We start from the raw sequence: 20,376 nt of genomic DNA on the forward strand, positions 1-20,376 counted from the left end.
CAGCGTTTAGTGTTTGAAGGAGAAATAAATTATGGCTTATGCTTCAGTTGATGCAGCGCGTGTTGCCAAGGCCGCTCAGTCTGCTTTGAAGGCGCTGTCCCAGACAGAAGAGAAATCAGAAGCGCATCAACGCAAAACGCTCATGATTGAGCGCATTGGTGCCCTAGCTGTTGCTGCGTCTGAAACAGAGGGCAGCAATGCTGTTACGCTGACGTCAGAAGAATTTTGGATGATTTCCAAAAACTGGTGAAATCATCCTTTATAGGATGCTATTTCAACCAGATTGCCGTCTGGGTCGTGGCAATAAACAGATGTGAGTGGGCCGAGCGCACCAATACGTGAGGTTGGCCCCTCAACGACCCGGACGCCACATTTTTCAAGATGTTGAATGATGTGAGCGCTTTCAATCGCGGTAGTGAAGCACAGATCCGATGTACCCGGCTGTGCTCCTTCCGCTGTTTGCCAACCTTCAGAGCTTTCTGGGCGTAAATTAATTTTTTGCCCACCAAAATTGAGGCTCACTCTGTTGTTGCGGCCGTATTCCTCGATATCCATTCCAAGTACACGCTGATACCAAGAGGCTGAAACGTCACGATCGCGGACGGTTAAGACGATATGATCTAAGCGGTCTACGGTAAAGCGCATGAGGAATAAGCCCACAAATTACAGGTCGGGAAACTCTTCGTTCAAAAAGCGACGTTAGTTGGGTGGGCGCTTGCGAAAAGCGGCCAAGCTGACAACTTCTGCGTCGCCGGGGGGTGTTTCTTGAACGCTTTCTTCTGTCGCTTTGTTCTCGTCTTCTACTTCCGCGTCCTGCGGTGCAGGTTCGGAGAAGCGGAAAGCTACATGCATATGCGGGTCAGCGAAGGCTACGACCGCTGATGTCGGAATGAGTAACGGGCTTGGAACGCCCCCGAAAGATAGGGTGACGTTAATTTGGGTCCGATCTTGGTTCACGCTCAGATTGGCAAACTGATGCTGCAGTACAATCGTCATTTCGTGCGGGTACTGTGCAAGCAGCCGGCTGGGGATGTTAACGCCCGGGGCATTTGTTCTGAATGTTAGGTAAAAGTGGTGCTCGCCGGGCAGGCCGTGCTCTGATACGTGAGAGAGCGCGCTGCACATGACGTGCTTGTAAGCTTCTTCAAGCCATAAATCGTAAGGGAGCAAGCTCTCGGGTAGATCTGTGTCGAAGCCGTCGTTGTGATCGTCACTCATGAGCGCAAAACCATGAAAGTTTTCAGATAAAGGTCTTCCAAAGGTCTGCGCTAGGTACGCGCAGTTGGCAAGATGTTTATATTAATTTGTAAGTGAAAGTGGGAGGACTTCTGTTGCCCGGTGCCCTCCCGAACCGCGCTTATCGCTTATGCAGCGACAGCGAGCACCTCTGAGTTATCGTTGGCACTTGTAAGTTTAGCCCGATGACGGCGGTACAATGCCGGGCAAAAAGTAAGTCTTTACCATGCGCGTCGAGCCTGTTTCGTCCCCACAAAACACCAATGCTTGACCGGTGTATTATTTGGTGGAGACGCCGGGCACTGCCCCCGGGTCCACAACACTTATTTCACTTACCGTTTATCACCATAGCCAGGTAAACCTGAGCAAGATTTAGATAGTACCTCCATAAAAATTTTGCAAGCGCCATGACAAGAATGGGTGTTTTTTCTCACCAGCTTTGGTGTTAGATTGGGGTATGGCACTGACATCTGAACAACAAGCCGAGATCGCTTCCTTGCGTCTCGAACCAACGCTCACTTCCCGGCCGACTGTCCCGGCGATGGAAGAGATCCTCGCTCGACCGATTGAGGTTCTGGACCATGGCTTTTTGCGGGTCGTGGATTATATGGGGGACGACAGTGCTGTAGTGCAGGCAGCGCGAGTGTCGTATGGCCGCGGCACACGAAAAACATCCGAAGATGCAGGGCTTATCCGCTATCTGATGCGGCATCGCCACTCTACGCCGTTTGAAATGTGCGAGATTAAGTTCCATGTAAAATTGCCCGTGTTTGTCGCGCGGCAATGGATCCGCCACCGTATGGCTAGCGTGAACGAGTATTCTGCTCGTTACTCAATTTTGGATCGTGAATTTTATCTACCCGACTTGGCGCAAGTGTCTGCTCAAAGTTCGAGCAATCGTCAGGGGCGCAGTGAGGCACTTGATGCCGATAAGGCGCATCGGGTTCTTAACCTTCTCCGCGATGACGCAAACCGTTGTTACGAGCACTACGAAGAGCTGCTGGATGAAGAGCGTTACGGTCTTGCGCGTGAACTGGCGCGCATGAACCTTACGTTAAACACTTACACGCAGTGGTACTGGAAAATAGACCTGCATAACTTTATGCATTTTCTTGCTTTGCGTGCAGACCCTCATGCGCAGTACGAAATTCGCGTTTATGCTGAGAAGATGCTGGAGATTTTGCGGGCGTGGGTTCCGCAGACTGCGGTTGCCTTTGAAGAATATCGCTTGGGCGCATTCACGTTCTCTGCGGGCATGTTGCGCGTTTTGCAGCGGCAACTGTCTGGGGAGGTCGTAGCCCAAGAGAATTCAGGCCTTACTAAGCGGGAGTGGTCCGAAATGCAGGCGGCTCTGCAAGGGGCTTAAGCCTTGAACGATCTTGAATTTCTCCTCTCTGCTCCGCAGGAGGAGGAACAAAAACCTGAGCCCGTCAGTTTCATCTCTCGCCGACTGTGGGTGCTTATCATAATAGATATTGTGTTGGTTTTTGCGGCGGTATTAATACATTTCCTGTGGCCTGTTTCCCATTGAACTGGCGCGGTGTTTTCTTCAATGTGAGGAACACCGCAAAGTTAGGGACATCTTATGGGCCTCGAGTTTCACGACTACCACGATGGTTCGGTCGTTTTGCAAGCCGCTGTAGCGCGGCCTAAAACCTCAAATGCTCCAATTGTTCTTGTTGCTCATCAATGGGCAGGGCGCAGCGAAGTCGAGCACGCAATTATTAACCGTTTAGCTGAAGCTGGTTATGTCGGTGTTGCGTTGGATTTGTTTGGAAAAGACAAGGTTGGCGATCTTCATGGGGACAATACGCATCTTATCAAACCGTGGGTTGAGGATCGTTCAGCGTTGGTGCAGCGCTTTCTATCTGGTTTGAAATTCGCGCGAAGCTTGCTGGGCGTCAATGCAGAAGAGGTTGTGGCCCTGGGGTATTGCTTTGGGGGGATGAGTGTATTGGATGTCGCGCGCTCAAGGCTTGGAGGGCTGCGTGGCGTGGTGAGTTTGCATGGCTTGCTTCACGCAGAACCCACGCTGGCTGACGGTGATATAGAGACCAAGGTCATGGTGTATCACGGTTGGAGCGACCCTATGGTTCCGCCTGAGCAGGTTGTGTCTTTTGCGGGCGAAATGACGCATAGGCAGGCGGATTGGCAATTTCACGCATTTGGGCATGTCGGTCACGCTTTTACGAACCCATCAGCGGATAAAAAAGAAGCTGGATTGTACTATGACAAGGCGGCTGACCAGAGATCGTGGCAAGGGATTCTGAGCTTTCTAAGTGAAGTGTTTGATTAATGTAAATTTTGTGGTTAACAATAAACCAGCCCTTTTTGTCGTTAGGGCTGGTTAGATTGGAATAGCATTTTAACGCTATTTTAAAGGGAATAATGTTTATTTAACGTTTTGTTGTTTTGAGGAGTGCTCTTGTTGAAAAAGGAAATGATTCAGAGTGGTGCTTTTCATTTAAGAAAAATTAGAAAGCTAACATTATGATTTCGGCTGGACGTGCAATTGCACCCCGCGAGGCGGACGCATCTGTTCTGCGTATAAAGCTCGTTGGGCGAATAGAGGCGAACACGGTTACGGGGCAAAGTGTGCTACCGATTGGTAGCAAAACAAGGGCGCTTTTAGCAGTTTTGGCGTTGGCGGACCGTAAGCCAGTTCTCCGTTCGCATCTCGCCGAGTTGCTGTGGAGTAAAAGACCAGAGGAGATGGCCCGCGCCTCTTTGCGCCAAGAAATACACCGTCTCCAAGAAGCACTGCGTCCTGTAGGGGCAAGTGTTGTTGACGTTCAGCGAAGCTCTTTGACGCTGAAGCCTGTTTTGAGTTCAGTTGACGTTGAACGCTTAAAAGCTGGTGGATTGGCCGCTGCGGGGCAGTATACGGAAACCGCAGAAAAGCTTTTACCGGAACTGGATGGTATAGATCCTGCTTTGGATGAGTGGTTGGTAGCGCAGCGTCATCAACTAAACAAATTTATTATAGCGCAATATGAAGCGGCTTTACTTGAGGCGCGAGATTTCGAGAGTATTGAGCGGGCATCTATTGATCTTATTGGTGTTGATGCGCTTAACGAACTTGCATGGAGTGCTCGGATCGAGGCTGCTCTACGGCAAGGTAATGCAGCTCATGCGCGTTCACTGGCGATCCAGTTCAAAAGATTTCTTTCGGAAAATTCAGCCGACGTAAAAATCGAGCAGAAAACTCAAAACCTGCTTGAACGGGTGTTACTGCATGAAGGCGGATCGTCTTTGTCGTCTGCTCATGGGGGAGTGGTTCCGGTGCGGCAGTACAGGGCGGGGGCGGGGTTTCTTCCAATATTCCCGGGTCTAATTCGTCGGACTGGTCGGTGAGTGAGGGGGGGAACAACGCGAGCGTCTATTTGCGTAGGGACCCCATGCTGACAGCGCTTCCGCAAATGCAAGGTTTGCCTGAGGTAACGCGACGTATTTCAGTCCATATATTGGAGCCTGCTTTTTTAAATAAAGGCGCGTGGGATCACTACCCGGCAGGTGATGATTTCCATGAGTGCTTGGAAATGTTCTTTCTCAAAGCGGGTCTTTTCCAGATCGTGCCGCTTCACGGAAGTACTGAAAATGACGGCGCTGCGTTCTTGGAAGCCTGTAAAAAAGCAGACATCGATTATGTTGTTCGGAGCGTGTTGCGTACTAGTTTTCGAGGACAGACCCCTAAAGTAGTAATTCGTCTACTGGATGTTCGTGCAGGAGGCGGGGTGTGCTGGGGTGGTTTCGCCGAAATTCCTGAACTTTCAGACAAAAGTATCGAGTGTGTCTTGGGCGATCTATTTTCGGATGTCCACTGGTCCATAATTTCTGCGGAATTAGATCGCGTTTCTGCGCGGAAAGATGAAGAGCTTTCGACTATAGGGAAGTCTCTTCGAGGGTTACGCAGCGCTCTGAATTCGTCATCACGATCCTTCTCTCATTCGCTTTCTCTTATCGGGCACGAAGCTGGCGATGCTTATACGGCTATTGCGATGACGCTGACGGCTTTGATGCGCCTGCACAGTGATTTCTCTGTTCCTGCCTCGGAGATTGCTCGTTGGGGCATCGAAGGTGCGCGCAAGGCAATGGGTTTTCAGTCTGAATACCCCAAAATGGCGCTCTTATGGGTTATGTTAAACATGGCTGACTCTGATGTGGGGCTACTGCCAGTATCTCATCAGGGCCGACTGAAAGCCGTTCTTCCGGCTGGCGATGCGCATTTGCCGCAGCGTGAGCGCTCGCTTTACGCGCTTTTAAGCGCCCTTTTGAAAGGGGACATTTCTCAGTCTGCGGCTATGGCGCGTCAATTGTTCGAAGCTATGCAAGGCTCTCCCATGCGAGCTTTCTATGAGATGTTTTTTACAATGACCGTCGTGGTGGGGTCTGAGAAAGACCAGGCTTTAGAACATGCAAACAAAATGATCAGTTTGTATCCGCGGCATCCAATGAGCGCTGTGGCTTTTCTTTTGGCTGCGGTACGTGCCGAACTGGGAAGCGTCGAGGTTGAGCACGCCGCCAAACATGTGCGCAGATTGCTTCCAGACTTGTCCGTAACAGAAGTTATCGCCCGTTGCGTTTATTTACCGAAATCGGGTCTTGATATCGTGCGAAAGAGTTTGTTGGAGGCTGATTTCCACTGAATCGTGGCTTTCAGAGGTTCTGATGCTTGGCCTAAGCGTGTGGGCGCGATAAGAAAGCACATTCGCATTGCTGCGGGCAGGGGTCGCCGCCCTGTCCTTTTGCCCATGAGTGGCCTTGGCGTGGCCTGCAGGACTATTAAGATGCCTCGCGACAATATGATTGCCCGGTACCCAATGTCACCCGCTGCCGTCCGTGCGAAAATGGTTGGACGTACCCAAGTGCTGCTTTCGGTAGCGCTAAAGGGCACTGCGCTGCTTTCTCTAGGGATTTTGTCTGCATGTGGTAGCAGCCGCGATCCCAGCAGCCTGGCAACTCCGCATAATCACTTGCTTGGGGTTGATCGCGGTGCTGAAGGTGGCGCTGATGACCTCAAGGGAGGCGTCAATGCTTACCTCTGGCGTGGTGCAATTGATACTTTGTCCTTCATGCCGCTTTCTTCTGCTGACGCAGTAGGCGGGGTGATCTTGACCGACTGGTACCAGCCTCCAGCCAGCCAAAATGAGCGCTTCAAAATCGCGGCTTACGTGTTGGACCGTCGCTTGCGCTCAGATGCATTGCGTGTGGCTGTTTTCCGCCAGACTTTACAAAACGGGTCTTGGCAAGACACGCCGGTATCCGCAACGACGACTTCTGATATTACAACGCGTATTTTGACGCGAGCTCGCCAACTCCGTGCTGAAAATGGCGAACGGGACAACTGAAACGAACATGAACGACGTATCAAACGCTTTTAATTTTCACGCACGCGAGCCTTTTTGGCAGGCAGAATGGGACAAGCGCAAAGCTTTCTCTGTGCCTGATGTACCCGAAGAGGGACGGCCTAAATACTACGTACTTGAAATGTTCCCCTATCCATCGGGGCAACTGCACGTTGGGCATGTGCGCAACTATACTTTGGGTGATGTTGTAGCGCGCTACAAGCGTGCTCAAGGTTATTCAGTTATGCATCCCATGGGCTGGGATGCCTTTGGTTTGCCAGCAGAAAACGCTGCGCGTGAGCGCGGCGTGCATCCGGGTCAATGGACCATGGATAATATTGCTGCGATGCGTGAGACATTACAGCGTTTGGGATTCTCGCTCGACTGGGATCGTGAAATTGCGACGTGCCAGCCGGAATATTACGGGCATCAGCAAAAGCTCTTTTTGGACATGCTGGCAGGTGGGCTTGTCGAGCGGCGGGATTCTCAGGTCAACTGGGACCCAGTGGATGAAACTGTTCTGGCAAATGAACAGGTGGTTGATGGGCGTGGTTGGCGTTCAGGAGCACTGATCACAAAGAAAACACTGTCCCAGTGGTTCCTGAAAATCACGGATTTCGCGCAGCCACTTCTTGATTCCTTAGGTGACTTAGAGCGCTGGCCTGAGCGTGTACGGATCATGCAGGAGCGTTGGATTGGGCGTTCAGAGGGTGCACGGGTAACGTTTGCGCTGAACAATCCGCCCGCCGATTTTGGTCCTGACCTTGCTGGCGTTGACGTGTTTACGACGCGTCCCGATACGTTGTTTGGTTTGAGTTTTATTGGGCTTTCCCCGGACCACCCTTTAGCTGCGAAAATTGCTGAGACTAACCCTCAGGCCAAAGCATTTATTGAAGAATGCCAGCGCGCAGGTACGTCCGAAGAGGTTATTGAAGCGGCGGAAAAAGTAGGCTTTGATACCGGGCTAGAGGTCGTTAATCCATTCAATCCAGAGCAAAAAGCACCCGTTTGGATCGCTAATTTTGTACTTATGGGGTATGGCACGGGAGCGGTTTTTGCGTGCCCTTGTGGAGACCAGCGTGATCTGGACTTTGCGCGCAAGTATGGCTTGCCGGTACCGCAAGTTCTGTTACCTGAAGGCGAAGACGCTAGTACTTTTGAGGTCGGTGCAAAAGCTGTTGCAGGCGATGCGCGGTTGTTCAATTCCGGCTTTTTGAATGGTCTCAGCGTCGAAGAGGGTAAGCAAAAAGCACTGGAGCATCTTGAAGCTCTGGGAATTGGCCGCCGCGTTGTGAACTGGCGCCTTCGTGATTGGGGTATCTCAAGGCAGCGTTATTGGGGCTGTCCTATCCCGGTCATACACTGCTCCTCTTGCGGGACAGTGCCTGTGCCGGACGATCAGTTGCCAGTCGTATTGCCGGAAGATGTAGCGTTTGACCGGCCGGGTAATCCGCTCGACCATCACCCGACTTGGAAGCATGTGGACTGCCCAAAATGCGGTAGTGCCGCCACGCGCGAAACGGATACTTTCGATACGTTTGTTGATAGCTCGTGGTATTTTGCCCGCTTTACGAGCCCCCATGCTGGCGTCCCAACGGTGCAGGAGGCAGCAAATGCCTGGCTGCCGGTGGATCAGTATATCGGCGGGATCGAGCACGCGATTTTACATCTTCTCTATGCACGCTTTTTCACACGCGCGATGGAAAAGACGGGTCATGTAGGTGTGAGTGAGCCATTCACGGGTCTGTTCACGCAGGGAATGGTGACGCATGAAAGTTACCGTGATTCGTCTGGGTGGTTGTATCCAGAGGAAGTAGAGCGCCGTGGCGAGCAGGTTGTCCGGAAAGATACGGGTACAGCGGTGGACGTTGGGCGTTCTGAAAAGATGTCCAAATCCAAGCGTAACACAGTGTCTCCGCTGGAAATTATCGAGCGTTTTGGCGCAGATACAGCACGCTGGTTTGTTCTCTCTGATAGCCCGCCAGAAAGGGATATGGAGTGGACGGCTTCGGGCGTAGCTGCTGCTGCCCGTTTCGGGCAAAGACTCTATCGTTTGATTGCAAGCGTTGCTGAGCAGGACGCACGTGACGCTGCCTATCCAGAGAATGCTCTTTCGCCTCTTGCGGATGATCTGCGGCGCGCGTCACATCGAGCAATTCAAGCTGTTACGGAAGCTCTAGAGGCTTTCACACCGAACGTGGCTGTCGCACGTCTGCATGAGTTAACGTCTGCTCTGGCGGATGTAATGACTAAGCAAGGTGAGGGCTTACCCGCGGCTCGCCGCGAAGCAGCAGGGATACTGTGCCTGCTAACCGCGCCAATGATGCCGCACCTTTCGGAAGAAATGATGGCAGTTCTTGAGCCGGGCGGAGAGTTAGTTGTTGAGCGGGCTTGGCCTGTTGCCGATCCTGCTCTTCTAACGGCGCGCCAGGTAACGATTGCAGTGCAGGTATTGGGCAAACTGCGTGGCACGATTGACGTTCCGCCGGATGCGCCACGTGAACAAGTGTTGGCTGCGGCGAAAGAAGAGTACAATGTTGCGCGTGCCTTGGAAGGTAAGCGCATCGTAAAGGAAATTCATGTGCCGAACCGAATTGTAAACTTCGTTGTGGCGGGCTGATCTATGGGTATCTTCAGTCGGCTCAGTGTCGGCATAAGCTTAGTCTGTACGCTTGCAGGTTGTGGTTTTACTCCCCTCTACGGAGGGGGTAAAAACGGTCAAGCAGTATCTCCCGAATTGGCGCAGGTTTATGTTGCGAATATCGGGGGACGTTACGGGCAGCTTTTGCGTCTAGCTCTGCAAAAGGACCTAACAGGTTCTGGGTCGGAAACACCGCAGCTTTATACACTGCAAGTGTCTTCTGGGCTGGCTGAAGAAGCGGTGGATATTCACCAAGACAATACTTCCGGGCGTATCCGGGGCAACGCGAATGCGCATTGGCGTTTGTACACGGTTGCTACGGTGCCTGAACTTTTAGCTGAGGGTAATACCCGGACAATGGACGGGTACAACACGCTTTACGAGCAGTATTTTGCTCAGACGTTGAACGAAGAGACGCTACAGGCACGGGTTGCAGAGACACTTGCCCAATCAGTGAAACAGCAATTGGCAATTTGGTTTCGTACGCATCACGCGCCGGGTGCCGGCCAGTCAGCAGAATTGCCTCGTTATATTAATACGGATGCAATGCCTGACGACAATGGTACTCCTACAGAAACGACCGGTGCGGACGGCTTTCCTGCCTCCGCAACTGGACGTTTGACGCACAGTACTTCGACATCCTCTGACCAGTGAAAATTGACGCGCGTCAGGTCGGACGTGCCCTGAAAGATGCAGGGCACTGGCGCGCTATTCTTCTCTACGGAGAAGATAGCGGCTTAATCCGTGAGCGCGCTGCGCAGGCCGTGCGATGCGTTGCCGAAACACTGGATGATCCGTTTCGTGTTGCTCAGTTGGATCGTGAAACGCATGACCGATTAGAGGAAGAAGCAACGGCTTTATCGCTTATCGGTGGGCGTCGTGTAGTTTGGGTGCGCGAGGGTGGGGACGCCCTACTCAACGCCGTGACGCGTTTGTTAAATGCTGCGTCTGACACGCTTGTAGTTTTGGAGGCACCCGGCTTAACATCACGGTCCAAGCTACGTGCCTTCGCAGAGAAGCATAAAGATGTGGCATCTATTGCTTGTTACCCGGAAGAGGGCAGAGCGCTTGCCCAGACCGTCACAGATGCCCTCAGCCGCGAAAATATCACTATCGACCGGGACGCTATGGCGTGGCTGCATACTCGTCTCTCCGCAGACCGGGCCGGTGTGCGTGGAGAAATTGAAAAGCTCGCATTGCTAGCGGGGTCCGGTGGGCGTTTGGATATTGAAACAGTGCAAGACTGTGTAGGCGATGCAGGTGGCACATCGCTTGATGATGCCGCTCATGCCGCCATGGCGGGTGACGTCGCAGGGGTAGACCAAGCACTAGAGCGTGCTTTTGCTGATGGGGCTGCTCCTGTTGCTGTGGCGCGCGTTGTACTAGCGTTGATTAACAAAGTTCTCCGAGTTGCTTTGGCAGAAGAAGAAGGCCAGACGCGCTCTGAAGCTATAAAAGGGTTACGCCCGCCGATTTTTTTCAAGCGCATGCCTGCTTTTACGAGGGCAGTGGAGCGTTGGCCTATTGATGCTCTGGCGCTTGCTGCGGAACGAACACAGGCGCTTGAATTGGCGTGCAAGCAAAGCGGTATGCCCGATGTAGTGCTATGCAAACGGCACTTGGCGTCTTTGTGTCGAGGTGGTCAAGCCTGGCTCAGGGGTATTAGTCGCTAACACCACTGGTGCTCTGCACTGACCGCCGTTATCGTTGCAGAAATTTTTACAAATAAAGCGGCATAATATGAAATTCATCCATACGGCAGACTGGCAGCTAGGCAAGCCATTTGGACGATTTGATGCGGAACGGCGCTCATCGCTGACGCAAGCGCGGTTCGATGTAATTGATCGTATTGGGACATTGGCGTGCAGTAATGATGCTCGCCATGTTTTAGTTGCGGGTGACGTTTTCGATACTGAAGGGCCGGAGGAGCGCACGATTGCACAGGCAGTAGCCCGGATGGAGCGGCATGCTTGTTGCTGGTGGTTGTTACCTGGAAACCATGATTTTGCCCGCAATCACGGTCTGTGGGACCGTGTTAGAAAAAAAATTAAGGCAGGTAGTGCAGGGACTATCAAACTCTTAACTGAAGCCGCGCCGCATGAGATAGAGGATGGCGTTTGGCTTTTGCCTGCTCCCCTGCAAGGACGCCATACGCAGAACGATCCAACGACGGTGTTTGATACCATGGCAACGCCAAATGCCCGGTTACGGATTGGCTTGGCACATGGCGGCGTGACAAATTTTGGCAGTGAGTACGATGCAGATGTTGCCAATCTCATCGCTCCAAACCGGGCACAGATAAGTCATTTGGATTATTTGGCACTGGGGGATTGGCACGGACGTTTAAAAATTGATGCGCGCACATGGTATGCAGGTACGCCCGAGGTTGATCGTTTCCACTCTGGCACTGGGAGGGATGAACCCGGGAGCGTACTTCTAGTCACGTTAGGGCAGGGGCAAAGCCCTCAGGTTGAGCCACTCCAGTCAGGGCGTTACAGATGGGTAGAGCGGTCGTGGATTGTCGACGGAACTGAGGCGTTTGAGGCCGAATTAAAGCGTTTTCTGGAAAGTACCGAAGCGCCTGAAACACTCTTGCGTTTGAAATTGGCAGGAATGACCGATTTGACGCAGCGTGTGGCGATTACTTCGCGGCTTGAGAACGATATTGCGCATCGTTTGATGTTTTTGGATGTAAATTCACACGAATTGCTCGGTCGTCCTGCAGATGATGACTTCGTTGCCCTTGAGGGTGAGGGGATGCTCGGTCTAGCAGCGCAAAAATTGAGAGAGCGGATCGAAATAGGGGGCGAAGAAGGACGATTGGCTCGAAAAGCATTGGAGCGGTTATTTATTGAATTTCAGAGAGTTAATTCCTAATGAGCCTTTATCTTCAAAAAATCGAGCTAGAGAATTTTCGTCGTTTCCGGCAGCCCGTTCAGTTAGATGGCCTGACAGAGGGCTTGAATATTCTTATCGCCCCGAACGAGGCGGGTAAATCGACTTTATTAGAAGCGCTAAAAGCGGCTTTCTTCGTTAAGGCTAAAGGCGCGAGTAAGCAGCATAAATCGTATTTACCTTATGGCGATAAGGTCTCGCCAAGTGTTGCGGTAAGGTTTCAATTCAAGAATCAAACTTGGCAAATAGAAAAAACCTTCATGCAGGGGGCAAAGACCGTCCTGAGTGGGCCAGAAGGCCGTTATGAGGGCGAAGATGCCGAATACCATCTGAGAGAGCAATTAGGGGCCGTAGCGGCGGGGGGGGCTGGCAAGAAGGCTGAGCCGGAAGGGGCGCTGGGTATGCTCTGGGTTCGTCAGGCGGCCGCTTTGACGCTAGATGCCCCTGATGAGTTCGTTCGTGACAAACTAAGCGCCACTTTGGAGCATGAAGTTGGGGCAATCGTTGGGGGGCGAGCGTTTAACCGCGTTAAAGAAGGCATTGACCAGTTGAGTATGCGCTACGGCACGGCCCGTAGCCGTACGCAGGGTTTGTACCCAGAAGCCCAGTTGCGTTCAGATCGGGCGGAGGAGGCGTATAAACACGCTCAATCGTTACATTACGCGTTGGAAGAAAAATTTTCGGAGCTAGAGCAGGTAAGAATTAGACTAAGACAAGTAGAGAGAGAGGTAAATTCAGAAGAGGACCAGCAAAAGCGCGCGCAATTGCAAAAAGATCTGCAAAATGCGGAAAGTGCGGTCCAGAATGTACAATTGCGCCGGGCTGAACATGAAGCTGCGCAACGTGTTGCTTACGATTTGGGGGAGTTGGAAAAACACGCTGAAACTCTAAAGCAAGAAGCTTTACGCATTGAGGCTGAACTTACTCAAGCACAGGCGCAATGTGCTGTTTTTGATGAGCAAGTTGTTGAAAAACGCGTGGAGATTACCGCCTTAGAAGGTGATTTGGACTGTAAAAGGTCCGAGCTGCGGTCCCTGCGCGAGGCGGCAAAAAATGCGGATCATCAACATGCCGCGGCCAACCGCAGGGACGCCCTTTTAGACGCCCAAAAGCGTTATGAGCAGCTTTGTGCGTGCGAGGAGGCTCTTACCAAGGCGCAAAAAGTCATATCATTGATGTTGCCTGACAGCGCTTTGATTGCCTTGGACAAGGCCGAGCGCGATGTGGCAAATAAGCGTGCTTTGATTGAGGCTGATGCAGCAAGAATTATAGTTTCGGGTGATTTATCGACCCTGAGTATTGATGGAAGACCGGCTGTATCTGGTGAAATCAAAATTGATAAAATTATTTCGCTCAGTGTTGGTGGCGCACATTTAAGGCTTGAGCCCTCGCGCAGTGCACAACGAGCACGCTTTGACTATCAAGCGGCCGTCGATACGTTGGCACGATTGTTGAACGAGGCGGGCGTAGAAAGTATAGCTGAGGCTCGGCAGCGCAATGAGCGGGCAAGGCAAGCCCAGATTGATACGAAGCATTTGCATGAGCGCATCTCCACTTTGTGCCCTGCGGATAAGCGTATGGATTTGGGCTCTGGCGCTGAGGCTCTTAAAGCGCTTGTGCTCTCCACTGATTTTGCAGCGATTGCTGGGGGAGGGGACGCAGAACTGCCAGACATGGAAGCGATTTATAAGGCCGTCGAGGAGGCAGAAGATAGCCTGTCACGACGGGAAAAGACCCTAGACTTGCAGCGCGTTCAACTGAATGAATTAGAGAAAAATGTTCACCCTGTTGCGCTAAAAATAGCCACCCTTCGGGCAGAGCAAGAGCGTAACGCGCGTGACAAAGAACGCCTCATGCAGCACCCGGATTGGGAGCAGCACTCTACGAAATTGTTGCAAGCGCGTGAGCGTCTTGCGGGTTCAGTTTTAGGGCTTAGAGATGCTGAGCGGTTGGTAGACATCAGTAATCCAGAAGCTATCAAAATAAAAATTGCGCGTTTGGACCAATATCAGCAATCTCTGGCCCATCAGCGTTCGTCATTGCGTGACGAATTGTCGAGTTTAGAAGCCACTGTTGCCGCAGAAGGCGGCAAAGGTTTGGCTGAGCGTTTGGTCGCCGCGGAGGAAGAACAGGCTGCTGCGGATGAGGCAAAACGTCGCATCAAAGATGATGTAGAGGCTTTGCAACTATTGCAGGGTGTGTTGGACGAGGCGCGGGTTGAGATGTCAGGCCGTTTTGTCGCCCCAGTCGCGCGTCGGGCCAAGGCCTATATTGAGAAAATTCTACCAAATACTGCTCCGGGGTTCGATGAGAATTTGAAATTAGCTCATTTAACACGGGGGCTGACGGCAGAAGAAAGCGATGACTTATCCAAAGGTACGCAGGAGCAGTTGGCTGTTATTGTCCGCTTGGCTTTTGCGGATATTTTGCAGCAGCAAGGTCAAGCGGTTTCGCTTATATTAGATGACCCTCTGGTGTACGCAGATGATGCCCGTCTGGAGCTAATGCTGGACATGTTGGAAGAAGCTTCGGGGCGGTTACAAATTATTATTTTAACATGTCGTGAGCATGCTTTTCGTTTGGCAGGAGGTAAAAGGCTATTTTTACCTTTATCGGGCAAGAAAGAATAAGGAGTTGTATTTCAATAGATAAATTTATCTCTTGGACGGAATGAAAAGATATTTTTGTAATTTTGACGATACTTCTTTCTGACAGGGAAAAATTTTTTTTTCAAGGTTGAAAGGCAACTTTTCGTGTTTATTCTCATAAGGATAGGTAGTCACGAAAAAACCGGGAGACAAAAATGGCCGACAGCCTTCCAAAAAAGGAAATCTCACTCGTAATATTCGACTGCGATGGCGTTCTTGTTGCAGGCGAACACTTGTCGACTGCTTTAATGTCAGCTGAAGCACGTAAATACGGGTGGAACATTACTGATAAAGAAGGTGACGCTATTTTCTCTGGTGGAGAATTAAAGAAAATTGGCGAACTAATCGCTGAGAAAAGCGGCGCTGTTTTGCCTTCGAATTGGTCCGATATGATGGAACGTCGTATCGCTGAAATGATGAAAATTAAAGCCGTCACCGTTGATGGTGCGGAAGACATGATCATCGAAATTATCGACATGAATTTGCCAATCCGCGTAGGGTCAAATTCTTCGTCTCAGGAAATGAAAGCTAAGTTCGAGCGCACTGGCTTGGATGAGCATTTGGAAGACGAGCGCATCCATTCCGCTCGTGACCTGAACATTCCAAAGCCAAATCCGGACATCTACCTGCATGCCGCTCAGGAGGAAGGTGTTTCGCCTGAGAACTGCATCGTCTTAGAAGATTCCGATGCGGGTGTTGAAGCGGCGGTCCGTGCGGGTATGACCTGTGTATTGTTGCGTGACCCAGCTAAGCCCGGCACAAAATTCGATGGCGTAATCCGCATCGCTCATCTGTCCGAATTCCCGGGCGTTGTTCGTCAAATTGCAACGAACCTGTCGTAATCGGGTAGGGCTAATCAGATGCGTATTGGGATTATTGGCCTTGGCCGTATGGGTGGGAACATAGCGGTTCGCCTGACGCGCCATGCCCATGATGTAGTAGCCTTTGACCGTTCAGCGGAAGCGACGTCGAAGATTGTCGACCGTGCGGAGAGTGGCCGCGCGGTTGGGGCTTCGAGTGTTGGGGACCTGACAGCGAAGCTGAAGGGCGACGAACGCCGTGTGGTGTGGGTTATGCTTCCAGCAGGCCCGATTACGGAGAGCTGCATTGAGCAGCTCGGCGGTCTTTTGACCGAAGGCGATATCATCATTGATGGTGGTAACTCGTACTACAAGGACGATCTGCGCCGTGCGAAAGCACTGGCGGAGAAGGGGATCTCCTACATTGACGTTGGTACATCCGGCGGTGTGTGGGGCCTCGAGCGCGGCTATTGTATGATGTATGGCGGTGAGAAATCTGCTGCTGATTACGTTGATCCGATCCTGGCTGCACTGGCACCGGGTAAGGGCGACGTGCCACGCACGCCGAACCGCGATGCAGAGGGCTTGGATCCACGCGCTGAGCAGGGCTACCTGCATTGCGGTCCAGCTGGATCAGGCCACTTTGTGAAGATGATCCATAACGGCATCGAATACGGCATGATGCAGGCCTTTGCTGAAGGCTTTGACGTGCTTAAGAGCAAGAACAGCCCTGTTCTTGCCGAAGGTGAGCGCTTTGATCTGAATGTTGCGGATATTGCTGAAGTCTGGCGCCGCGGCAGTGTTGTATCGTCGTGGTTGCTGGATCTGACGGCAGAGGCGCTCGCGAAGTCGGGCGATCTGGCCGAGTTCTCAGGGGAAGTCTCGGATTCCGGTGAAGGTCGCTGGTCGATCGAAGCCGCGATTGAGGAAGATGTTCCCGTGCCGGTCATGACGGCATCGCTGTTCACGCGTTTCCGCTCACGCAGTGGAAACAACTTCGCTGAGAAAATCATCTCCGCACAGCGCCTCGGCTTCGGCGGACACGTCGAACAAAAGTAAGGAGATGGGGTCCATGGGCGTATCCATCATTGTCATGGGCGTCTCAGGTACAGGCAAGAGCACGGTAGCGCGTGCTCTCGCTGATCGGATTGGGGCCGAGTTTATTGAAGGGGACGATCTCCACTCTCAAGATAATCTTGAGAAAATGGAAAGTGGTATCCCTCTCAAAGACGAAGACCGTTACCCTTGGTTGGAAATATGCAACCGCGCAATGCGTACGTTCAATGAGCAAGGGAAGGACGCGGTTTTGACCTGTTCTTCACTCAAGAGCGATTACCGCGACGTGTTGGCTAAGGATTGCGATGCATATTTTGTGTATCTCAAAATATCCAAAGAAGAATCTTTGAAGCGGGTGAACCAGCGGGTTGGGCATTTCATGCCTACATGCATGGTTGAAAGCCAGTTCGAAGCGCTGGAAGAACCGGAACCCGGAGAGCGTACGATCATTATAGAGAGTGATCGTGCGTTGGATCAGGTGGTCGAAGAAGTGTCCCGTCGGGTGCAGCGCAATGTTCTGGGTGATGGTGGGAAGTAATATTCCCACGCCGTTAACGACAACAGCATAAGGAAAGAAAACATGACGTTGAAATCTGTAGATAGCTTGCCTTCTGGGGTTGTCGCACCTGACTATGATGTAGCATCGGTTCGTCCGGGCATTGTGCATTTTGGTGTCGGTAACTTCTTTCGTGCCCATGAAGCTTTTTACGTTGAGCAAGTTCTGAAGGATGATCCGAACTGGGCTATTATTGGCGTAGGGCTGACCGCAGGCGAACGCTCTGAGCGCAAAGCTGCGCAGTACAAAGCTCAAAACTGCTTCTATTCGCTGACCGAAACGGCACCTTCCGGTGACAGCAAAGTGCGGGTTATTGGTTGTCTGCGTGATTACCTTCTGGCTCCAGACAGCCCAGAAGCCGTCTTGGAGCGCTTGTCAGACCCGGCAACCCGTATCGTTTCTATGACGATAACGGAGGGCGGCTACAATATTGATGAATCGACTGGTGAGTTCGACCTTACGAATGATGCGGTCCAGCAGGACTTAAAAACACCAGAGCGTCCATCTACGATTTTTGGTTATGTGGTAGAAGCGCTGCGCCGCCGCCGTGATGCTGGGCATAAAGCTTTCACCATCATGTCTGCTGACAACCTCCGTCATAACGGAACAGTCGCCCGCAAGGCTTTCTTGGGCTACGCAAAGGCCCGTGATGCTGAGTTGGCTTCTTGGGTAGAAGCGAACGCAACATTCCCGAACGGTATGGTTGACCGCATCACGCCGACGGTTTCCTCTGCAGTTATCGAAAAGCTTAACAAGGCTTCGGGCCTTGAGGATGACCTGCCGCTTGTTGCTGAAGATTTTCATCAATGGGTTTTGGAAGACAGCTTTGCCGATGGCCGTCCCCCTTTGGAAAAGGCCGGTGTGCAGTTTGTTGATGACGTGACGGACTACGAGCATGTGAAAATTCGCATGCTCAACGCGTCACACATTATGCTGAGCTTCCCTGCAACGCTGATGGGTTATGAGAATATTGACCAAGCGCTTGCGGATGAAGATCTGCGCCGCAACGTCGAAGCCTTCTTGAATAAAGACGTTATTCCGACCTTGCATGCACCACCAGGCGTCACGCTTGAGGGCTATCGTGACAGCGTCATTAGCCGTTTCTCCAACCCGGCCATGGCAGATCAAATCCTGCGTATTGCGAGCGATGGGTCTTCCAAGGTTCAGGTGTTCTGGACTGAAACGGTCCGCCAAGCGCTGGAGCGCAAGACGGATGTTTCCAGAATTGCTTTTGGCATTGCAGCTTACCTAGAAATGCTGCGGACGGTGCCGGACCATTCCGAACCGACCTTCAAAGCCAAGCAGAAAGAGCTTGCCTCTGCTGAAGATTATGAGAGCGCATTGAAGCTGCCATCATTCGATGCATGGCGTGATCTGGACACGACAGAGTTGAATGCAAAGGTCATCGAATTGCGGAAAGTTATCCGCGAGAAGGGTGTCCGTGCTGCGATACCAGCCTGATCTCAAGTTCTATAGCGTATAAAAAAGGGAGGCCAGCGCCTCCCTTTTTTTGTGAAAACATGCTGCTTTAACGGCTCATCAGCACGGTAAGCTTCATATTTTCCAGCACGTGCCGCGTTACACCGCCAAGTAAGATTTGGCGGAAGCGTGGGGAGTGGGAATAGGCCCCAAGTGCCAGCATGTCTGCACCAAAATCCTCGGCAGCTTTAAGTAGGCCTGCACCAATATCTTTTTTAACAGGCTCGCAAGAGCGCGACGTGGCGGTAATACCATGCAGGCGTAAATAGCGCACAACGTCTTCTGCTTCAGGCCCACGGCGTTGGTAATCGGGCGATGTAACGACCTCAATTGCTTCTGCATCGTGTGCCCATGGAAGAATACACCGCAATGCGAGCGATGCTTCAGCAGTGCCATTCCACGCTATGGAAATGCGACGTCCAACATGTTCGGGGGCTGTTGGGGGAGCGATGACAAGAGGGCGACCACTATCGAACAAAATGGAGTGAAGTGTTGCTGAGGCGCGTGGATCTGATGTCGACGTAAGAGTGGGAACCAAGGTCATGTCAGCGAGACGTGAGCGCCAAGCCATTGCATCGTAGTCAATGCCATCAAGCACTTCAAAACTGGCTGTACGACCATTGGCGGATGTCAGCCCCATGCTCGTGGGGTCAATGAGTGTGATGTCATTGTCTGCGACGAAGCGTTGGAAGTTATGCCCAATTATGATCGCATTACGCTCCGCTTCGCTGGTTGCGTTCTCGATCATTTCGGTGACCATGCCCGCTGAGATGCCGCCGCCAGCGAGTGCGGCAATTTCTGATGGGTCCGAGCCTACGACAACAGCCGACAAATGAGCCGTAAAGCGTTGAGCCAGATTCTGGGCAACACTCATGACTGCGTCGAGATCTCCTGTTCCGTTGAGAGGGAGCAGGATGTTTTTAATATCAACGAGCATTGGTCAGGTTCCCTCGTTTAAGATGGGATGAAGTTACGCAGTGTAGACGCGTCTGTGTTACGGATAAAGCCGCGTGATGGACCAGTCTTGGCTCGGCGCCTCGCGGGACCATACGGCACGGTCATGAAGGCGGTAGGGCCTGTCCTGCCAGAACTCAATGTGGCGCGGTACGACACGAAAGCCGGTCCAGTGATGTGGACGCGGGATAGGGCTGTTCGCGTACTGAGCTTCCGCTTCTTTGAGGCGCTGCTCAAAAATGGCGCGATCTGCTAACGGGCGGGATTGGTCTGATGCGATAGCGCCCAGGCGGGATGTGACGGAACGACTAGCAAAATAAGCATCTGCTTCTTCAGCAGAGACAGGTTCGACTGGTCCTTCTATCCGTATTTGGCGACGCAGACTTTTCCAGTGAAACAGGAGAGCGACATGGGGGTTGGCTAAAATTTCTTCCCCTTTGCGACTTTCCGTGTTGGTGTAAATGACAAAGCCTCGTTCGTCTGCTCCTTTGAGGAGAAGCATGCGTACTGATGGGCGACCATCAGGTGTCGCAGTTGCAACAGCTACAGCGTTGGGGTCGTTTGGTTCAGAAGCTTCGGCCTCGGACATCCATGTATGGAATAGTGTCAGGGGGTCTGATGATAGATCAATCAATGGCAAGTCAGGCATATGAGGCTCTTTCTAATGACCGTGGACGGGCGGGCGCCTGAACAGAGCGTCCATACAATGCCTCTGCGTGAGGCGTATTGTTTTTGGTACAGTGAACATAAAAATTGGGTTGTAAAG

The 20,376-nt window shown here is 52.0% G+C and carries 19 protein-coding genes and 1 other RNA gene; 15 read left to right on the forward strand and 5 right to left on the reverse strand.

Going from position 1 to position 20,376, the window contains the following annotated elements:
- The first annotated feature begins 31 nt into the window (after positions 1–31).
- Positions 32–250, forward strand: a complete 219-nt coding sequence (locus D5366_RS09380) for a hypothetical protein (RefSeq protein ID WP_141493276.1) — start codon at positions 32–34, stop codon at positions 248–250.
- Between the two features lie 2 nt (positions 251–252).
- Here the strand turns inward: D5366_RS09380 and D5366_RS09385 are convergent, their stop codons facing one another.
- The 3 genes from D5366_RS09385 to ssrA all read right to left on the reverse strand — a co-directional run bounded on the left by D5366_RS09385 (position 253) and on the right by ssrA (position 1,642).
- Entirely contained in the window at positions 253–645 is a 393-nt protein-coding gene (locus D5366_RS09385) for a VOC family protein (RefSeq protein WP_141493278.1), read from the reverse strand.
- A 54-nt stretch (positions 646–699) separates the two neighbouring features.
- On the reverse strand, positions 700–1,218 hold the full coding sequence (locus D5366_RS09390) for an SspB family protein (RefSeq protein ID WP_141493280.1): 519 nt from the start codon (positions 1,216–1,218) through the stop codon (positions 700–702).
- Positions 1,219–1,315: 97 nt separating this feature from the next.
- Positions 1,316–1,642: a transfer-messenger RNA gene (gene ssrA, locus D5366_RS09395) on the reverse strand.
- A 51-nt stretch (positions 1,643–1,693) separates the two neighbouring features.
- Here ssrA and thyX point away from each other — a divergent pair.
- From thyX to D5366_RS09465, 14 genes are all read left to right on the forward strand, one after another.
- Positions 1,694–2,602: an FAD-dependent thymidylate synthase gene (thyX, locus tag D5366_RS09400; protein WP_141493282.1), complete on the forward strand. Its 909-nt coding sequence runs from the start codon at positions 1,694–1,696 to the stop codon at positions 2,600–2,602.
- Positions 2,603–2,821: 219 nt separating this feature from the next.
- Positions 2,822–3,532 carry a dienelactone hydrolase family protein gene (locus tag D5366_RS09405; RefSeq protein ID WP_141493284.1) on the forward strand — a complete coding sequence of 237 codons (711 nt, stop codon included), beginning with the start codon at positions 2,822–2,824 and terminating at the stop codon, positions 3,530–3,532.
- Between the two features lie 194 nt (positions 3,533–3,726).
- Positions 3,727–4,590: an AfsR/SARP family transcriptional regulator gene (locus D5366_RS09410; RefSeq protein ID WP_141493286.1), complete on the forward strand. Its 864-nt coding sequence runs from the start codon at positions 3,727–3,729 to the stop codon at positions 4,588–4,590.
- 44 nt (positions 4,591–4,634) lie between these two features.
- Complete coding sequence (locus tag D5366_RS09415; RefSeq protein WP_141493288.1) at positions 4,635–5,882, forward strand: hypothetical protein; 1,248 nt, start codon at positions 4,635–4,637, stop codon at positions 5,880–5,882.
- A 141-nt stretch (positions 5,883–6,023) separates the two neighbouring features.
- Positions 6,024–6,584, forward strand: a complete 561-nt coding sequence (locus D5366_RS09420) for a DUF3576 domain-containing protein (RefSeq protein WP_373317510.1) — start codon at positions 6,024–6,026, stop codon at positions 6,582–6,584.
- Positions 6,585–6,591: 7 nt separating this feature from the next.
- Entirely contained in the window at positions 6,592–9,201 is a 2,610-nt protein-coding gene (leuS, locus tag D5366_RS09425) for a leucine--tRNA ligase (protein WP_141493289.1), read from the forward strand.
- Positions 9,202–9,204: 3 nt separating this feature from the next.
- Entirely contained in the window at positions 9,205–9,876 is a 672-nt protein-coding gene (locus tag D5366_RS09430; protein WP_141493291.1) for a hypothetical protein, read from the forward strand.
- The gene (gene holA, locus D5366_RS09435; protein WP_141493293.1) at positions 9,873–10,895 is read left to right on the forward strand and encodes a DNA polymerase III subunit delta; all 1,023 of its coding nucleotides are present in this window, start codon (positions 9,873–9,875) and stop codon (positions 10,893–10,895) included. Before D5366_RS09430 ends, holA begins: the two co-directional genes overlap by 4 nt.
- 67 nt (positions 10,896–10,962) lie before the next feature.
- Positions 10,963–12,099: a metallophosphoesterase family protein gene (locus D5366_RS09440; protein WP_141493295.1), complete on the forward strand. Its 1,137-nt coding sequence runs from the start codon at positions 10,963–10,965 to the stop codon at positions 12,097–12,099.
- A complete protein-coding gene (locus D5366_RS09445) occupies positions 12,099–14,747 on the forward strand; it encodes an AAA family ATPase (RefSeq protein WP_141493296.1) in 2,649 nt (882 codons plus the stop codon). The genes D5366_RS09440 and D5366_RS09445 overlap by 1 nt, the downstream gene beginning before the upstream one ends.
- A 173-nt stretch (positions 14,748–14,920) precedes the next feature.
- Positions 14,921–15,607, forward strand: a complete 687-nt coding sequence (locus D5366_RS09450; RefSeq protein WP_141493298.1) for an HAD family hydrolase — start codon at positions 14,921–14,923, stop codon at positions 15,605–15,607.
- 18 nt (positions 15,608–15,625) lie between these two features.
- Positions 15,626–16,624 carry a phosphogluconate dehydrogenase (NAD(+)-dependent, decarboxylating) gene (gnd, locus tag D5366_RS09455; RefSeq protein ID WP_141493300.1) on the forward strand — a complete coding sequence of 333 codons (999 nt, stop codon included), beginning with the start codon at positions 15,626–15,628 and terminating at the stop codon, positions 16,622–16,624.
- A 13-nt stretch (positions 16,625–16,637) separates the two neighbouring features.
- Entirely contained in the window at positions 16,638–17,159 is a 522-nt protein-coding gene (locus D5366_RS09460; protein ID WP_141493301.1) for a gluconokinase, read from the forward strand.
- 42 nt (positions 17,160–17,201) lie between these two features.
- Positions 17,202–18,638, forward strand: coding sequence for a mannitol dehydrogenase family protein (locus tag D5366_RS09465; RefSeq protein ID WP_141493303.1), 1,437 nt, complete (start codon positions 17,202–17,204; stop codon positions 18,636–18,638).
- Between the two features lie 67 nt (positions 18,639–18,705).
- Here D5366_RS09465 and D5366_RS09470 read toward each other — a convergent pair whose 3' ends face one another.
- Positions 18,706–19,593, reverse strand: a complete 888-nt coding sequence (locus tag D5366_RS09470; protein ID WP_141493304.1) for a universal stress protein — start codon at positions 19,591–19,593, stop codon at positions 18,706–18,708.
- Positions 19,594–19,650: 57 nt separating this feature from the next.
- Complete coding sequence (gene pdxH / locus D5366_RS09475; RefSeq protein WP_141493306.1) at positions 19,651–20,259, reverse strand: pyridoxamine 5'-phosphate oxidase; 609 nt, start codon at positions 20,257–20,259, stop codon at positions 19,651–19,653.
- Positions 20,260–20,376 lie beyond the last annotated feature (117 nt).

The sequence above is a fragment of the Neokomagataea tanensis genome, from assembly GCF_006542335.1.
In the GTDB taxonomy this organism is placed as follows: Bacteria; Pseudomonadota; Alphaproteobacteria; order Acetobacterales; family Acetobacteraceae; genus Gluconobacter; species Gluconobacter tanensis.

Bases quoted from the DNA above. Each gene is read 5' to 3' on its own strand.
- D5366_RS09380 (WP_141493276.1), top strand. From the start codon at position 32: ATGGCTTATGCTTCAGTTGATGCAGCGCGTGTTGCCAAGGCCGCTCAG.
- pdxH (WP_141493306.1), bottom strand. From the start codon at position 20,259: ATGCCTGACTTGCCATTGATTGATCTATCATCAGACCCCCTGACACTA.
- D5366_RS09405 (WP_141493284.1), top strand. From the start codon at position 2,822: ATGGGCCTCGAGTTTCACGACTACCACGATGGTTCGGTCGTTTTGCAA.
- gnd (WP_141493300.1), top strand. From the start codon at position 15,626: ATGCGTATTGGGATTATTGGCCTTGGCCGTATGGGTGGGAACATAGCG.
- D5366_RS09460 (WP_141493301.1), top strand. From the start codon at position 16,638: ATGGGCGTATCCATCATTGTCATGGGCGTCTCAGGTACAGGCAAGAGC.
- D5366_RS09385 (WP_141493278.1), bottom strand. From the start codon at position 645: ATGCGCTTTACCGTAGACCGCTTAGATCATATCGTCTTAACCGTCCGC.
- D5366_RS09420 (WP_373317510.1), top strand. From the start codon at position 6,024: ATGCCTCGCGACAATATGATTGCCCGGTACCCAATGTCACCCGCTGCC.
- D5366_RS09445 (WP_141493296.1), top strand. From the start codon at position 12,099: ATGAGCCTTTATCTTCAAAAAATCGAGCTAGAGAATTTTCGTCGTTTC.
- D5366_RS09410 (WP_141493286.1), top strand. From the start codon at position 3,727: ATGATTTCGGCTGGACGTGCAATTGCACCCCGCGAGGCGGACGCATCT.
- D5366_RS09465 (WP_141493303.1), top strand. From the start codon at position 17,202: ATGACGTTGAAATCTGTAGATAGCTTGCCTTCTGGGGTTGTCGCACCT.
- D5366_RS09450 (WP_141493298.1), top strand. From the start codon at position 14,921: ATGGCCGACAGCCTTCCAAAAAAGGAAATCTCACTCGTAATATTCGAC.
- thyX (WP_141493282.1), top strand. From the start codon at position 1,694: ATGGCACTGACATCTGAACAACAAGCCGAGATCGCTTCCTTGCGTCTC.
- D5366_RS09440 (WP_141493295.1), top strand. From the start codon at position 10,963: ATGAAATTCATCCATACGGCAGACTGGCAGCTAGGCAAGCCATTTGGA.
- D5366_RS09430 (WP_141493291.1), top strand. From the start codon at position 9,205: ATGGGTATCTTCAGTCGGCTCAGTGTCGGCATAAGCTTAGTCTGTACG.
- D5366_RS09390 (WP_141493280.1), bottom strand. From the start codon at position 1,218: ATGAGTGACGATCACAACGACGGCTTCGACACAGATCTACCCGAGAGC.
- D5366_RS09415 (WP_141493288.1), top strand. From the start codon at position 4,635: ATGCTGACAGCGCTTCCGCAAATGCAAGGTTTGCCTGAGGTAACGCGA.
- leuS (WP_141493289.1), top strand. From the start codon at position 6,592: ATGAACGACGTATCAAACGCTTTTAATTTTCACGCACGCGAGCCTTTT.
- D5366_RS09470 (WP_141493304.1), bottom strand. From the start codon at position 19,593: ATGCTCGTTGATATTAAAAACATCCTGCTCCCTCTCAACGGAACAGGA.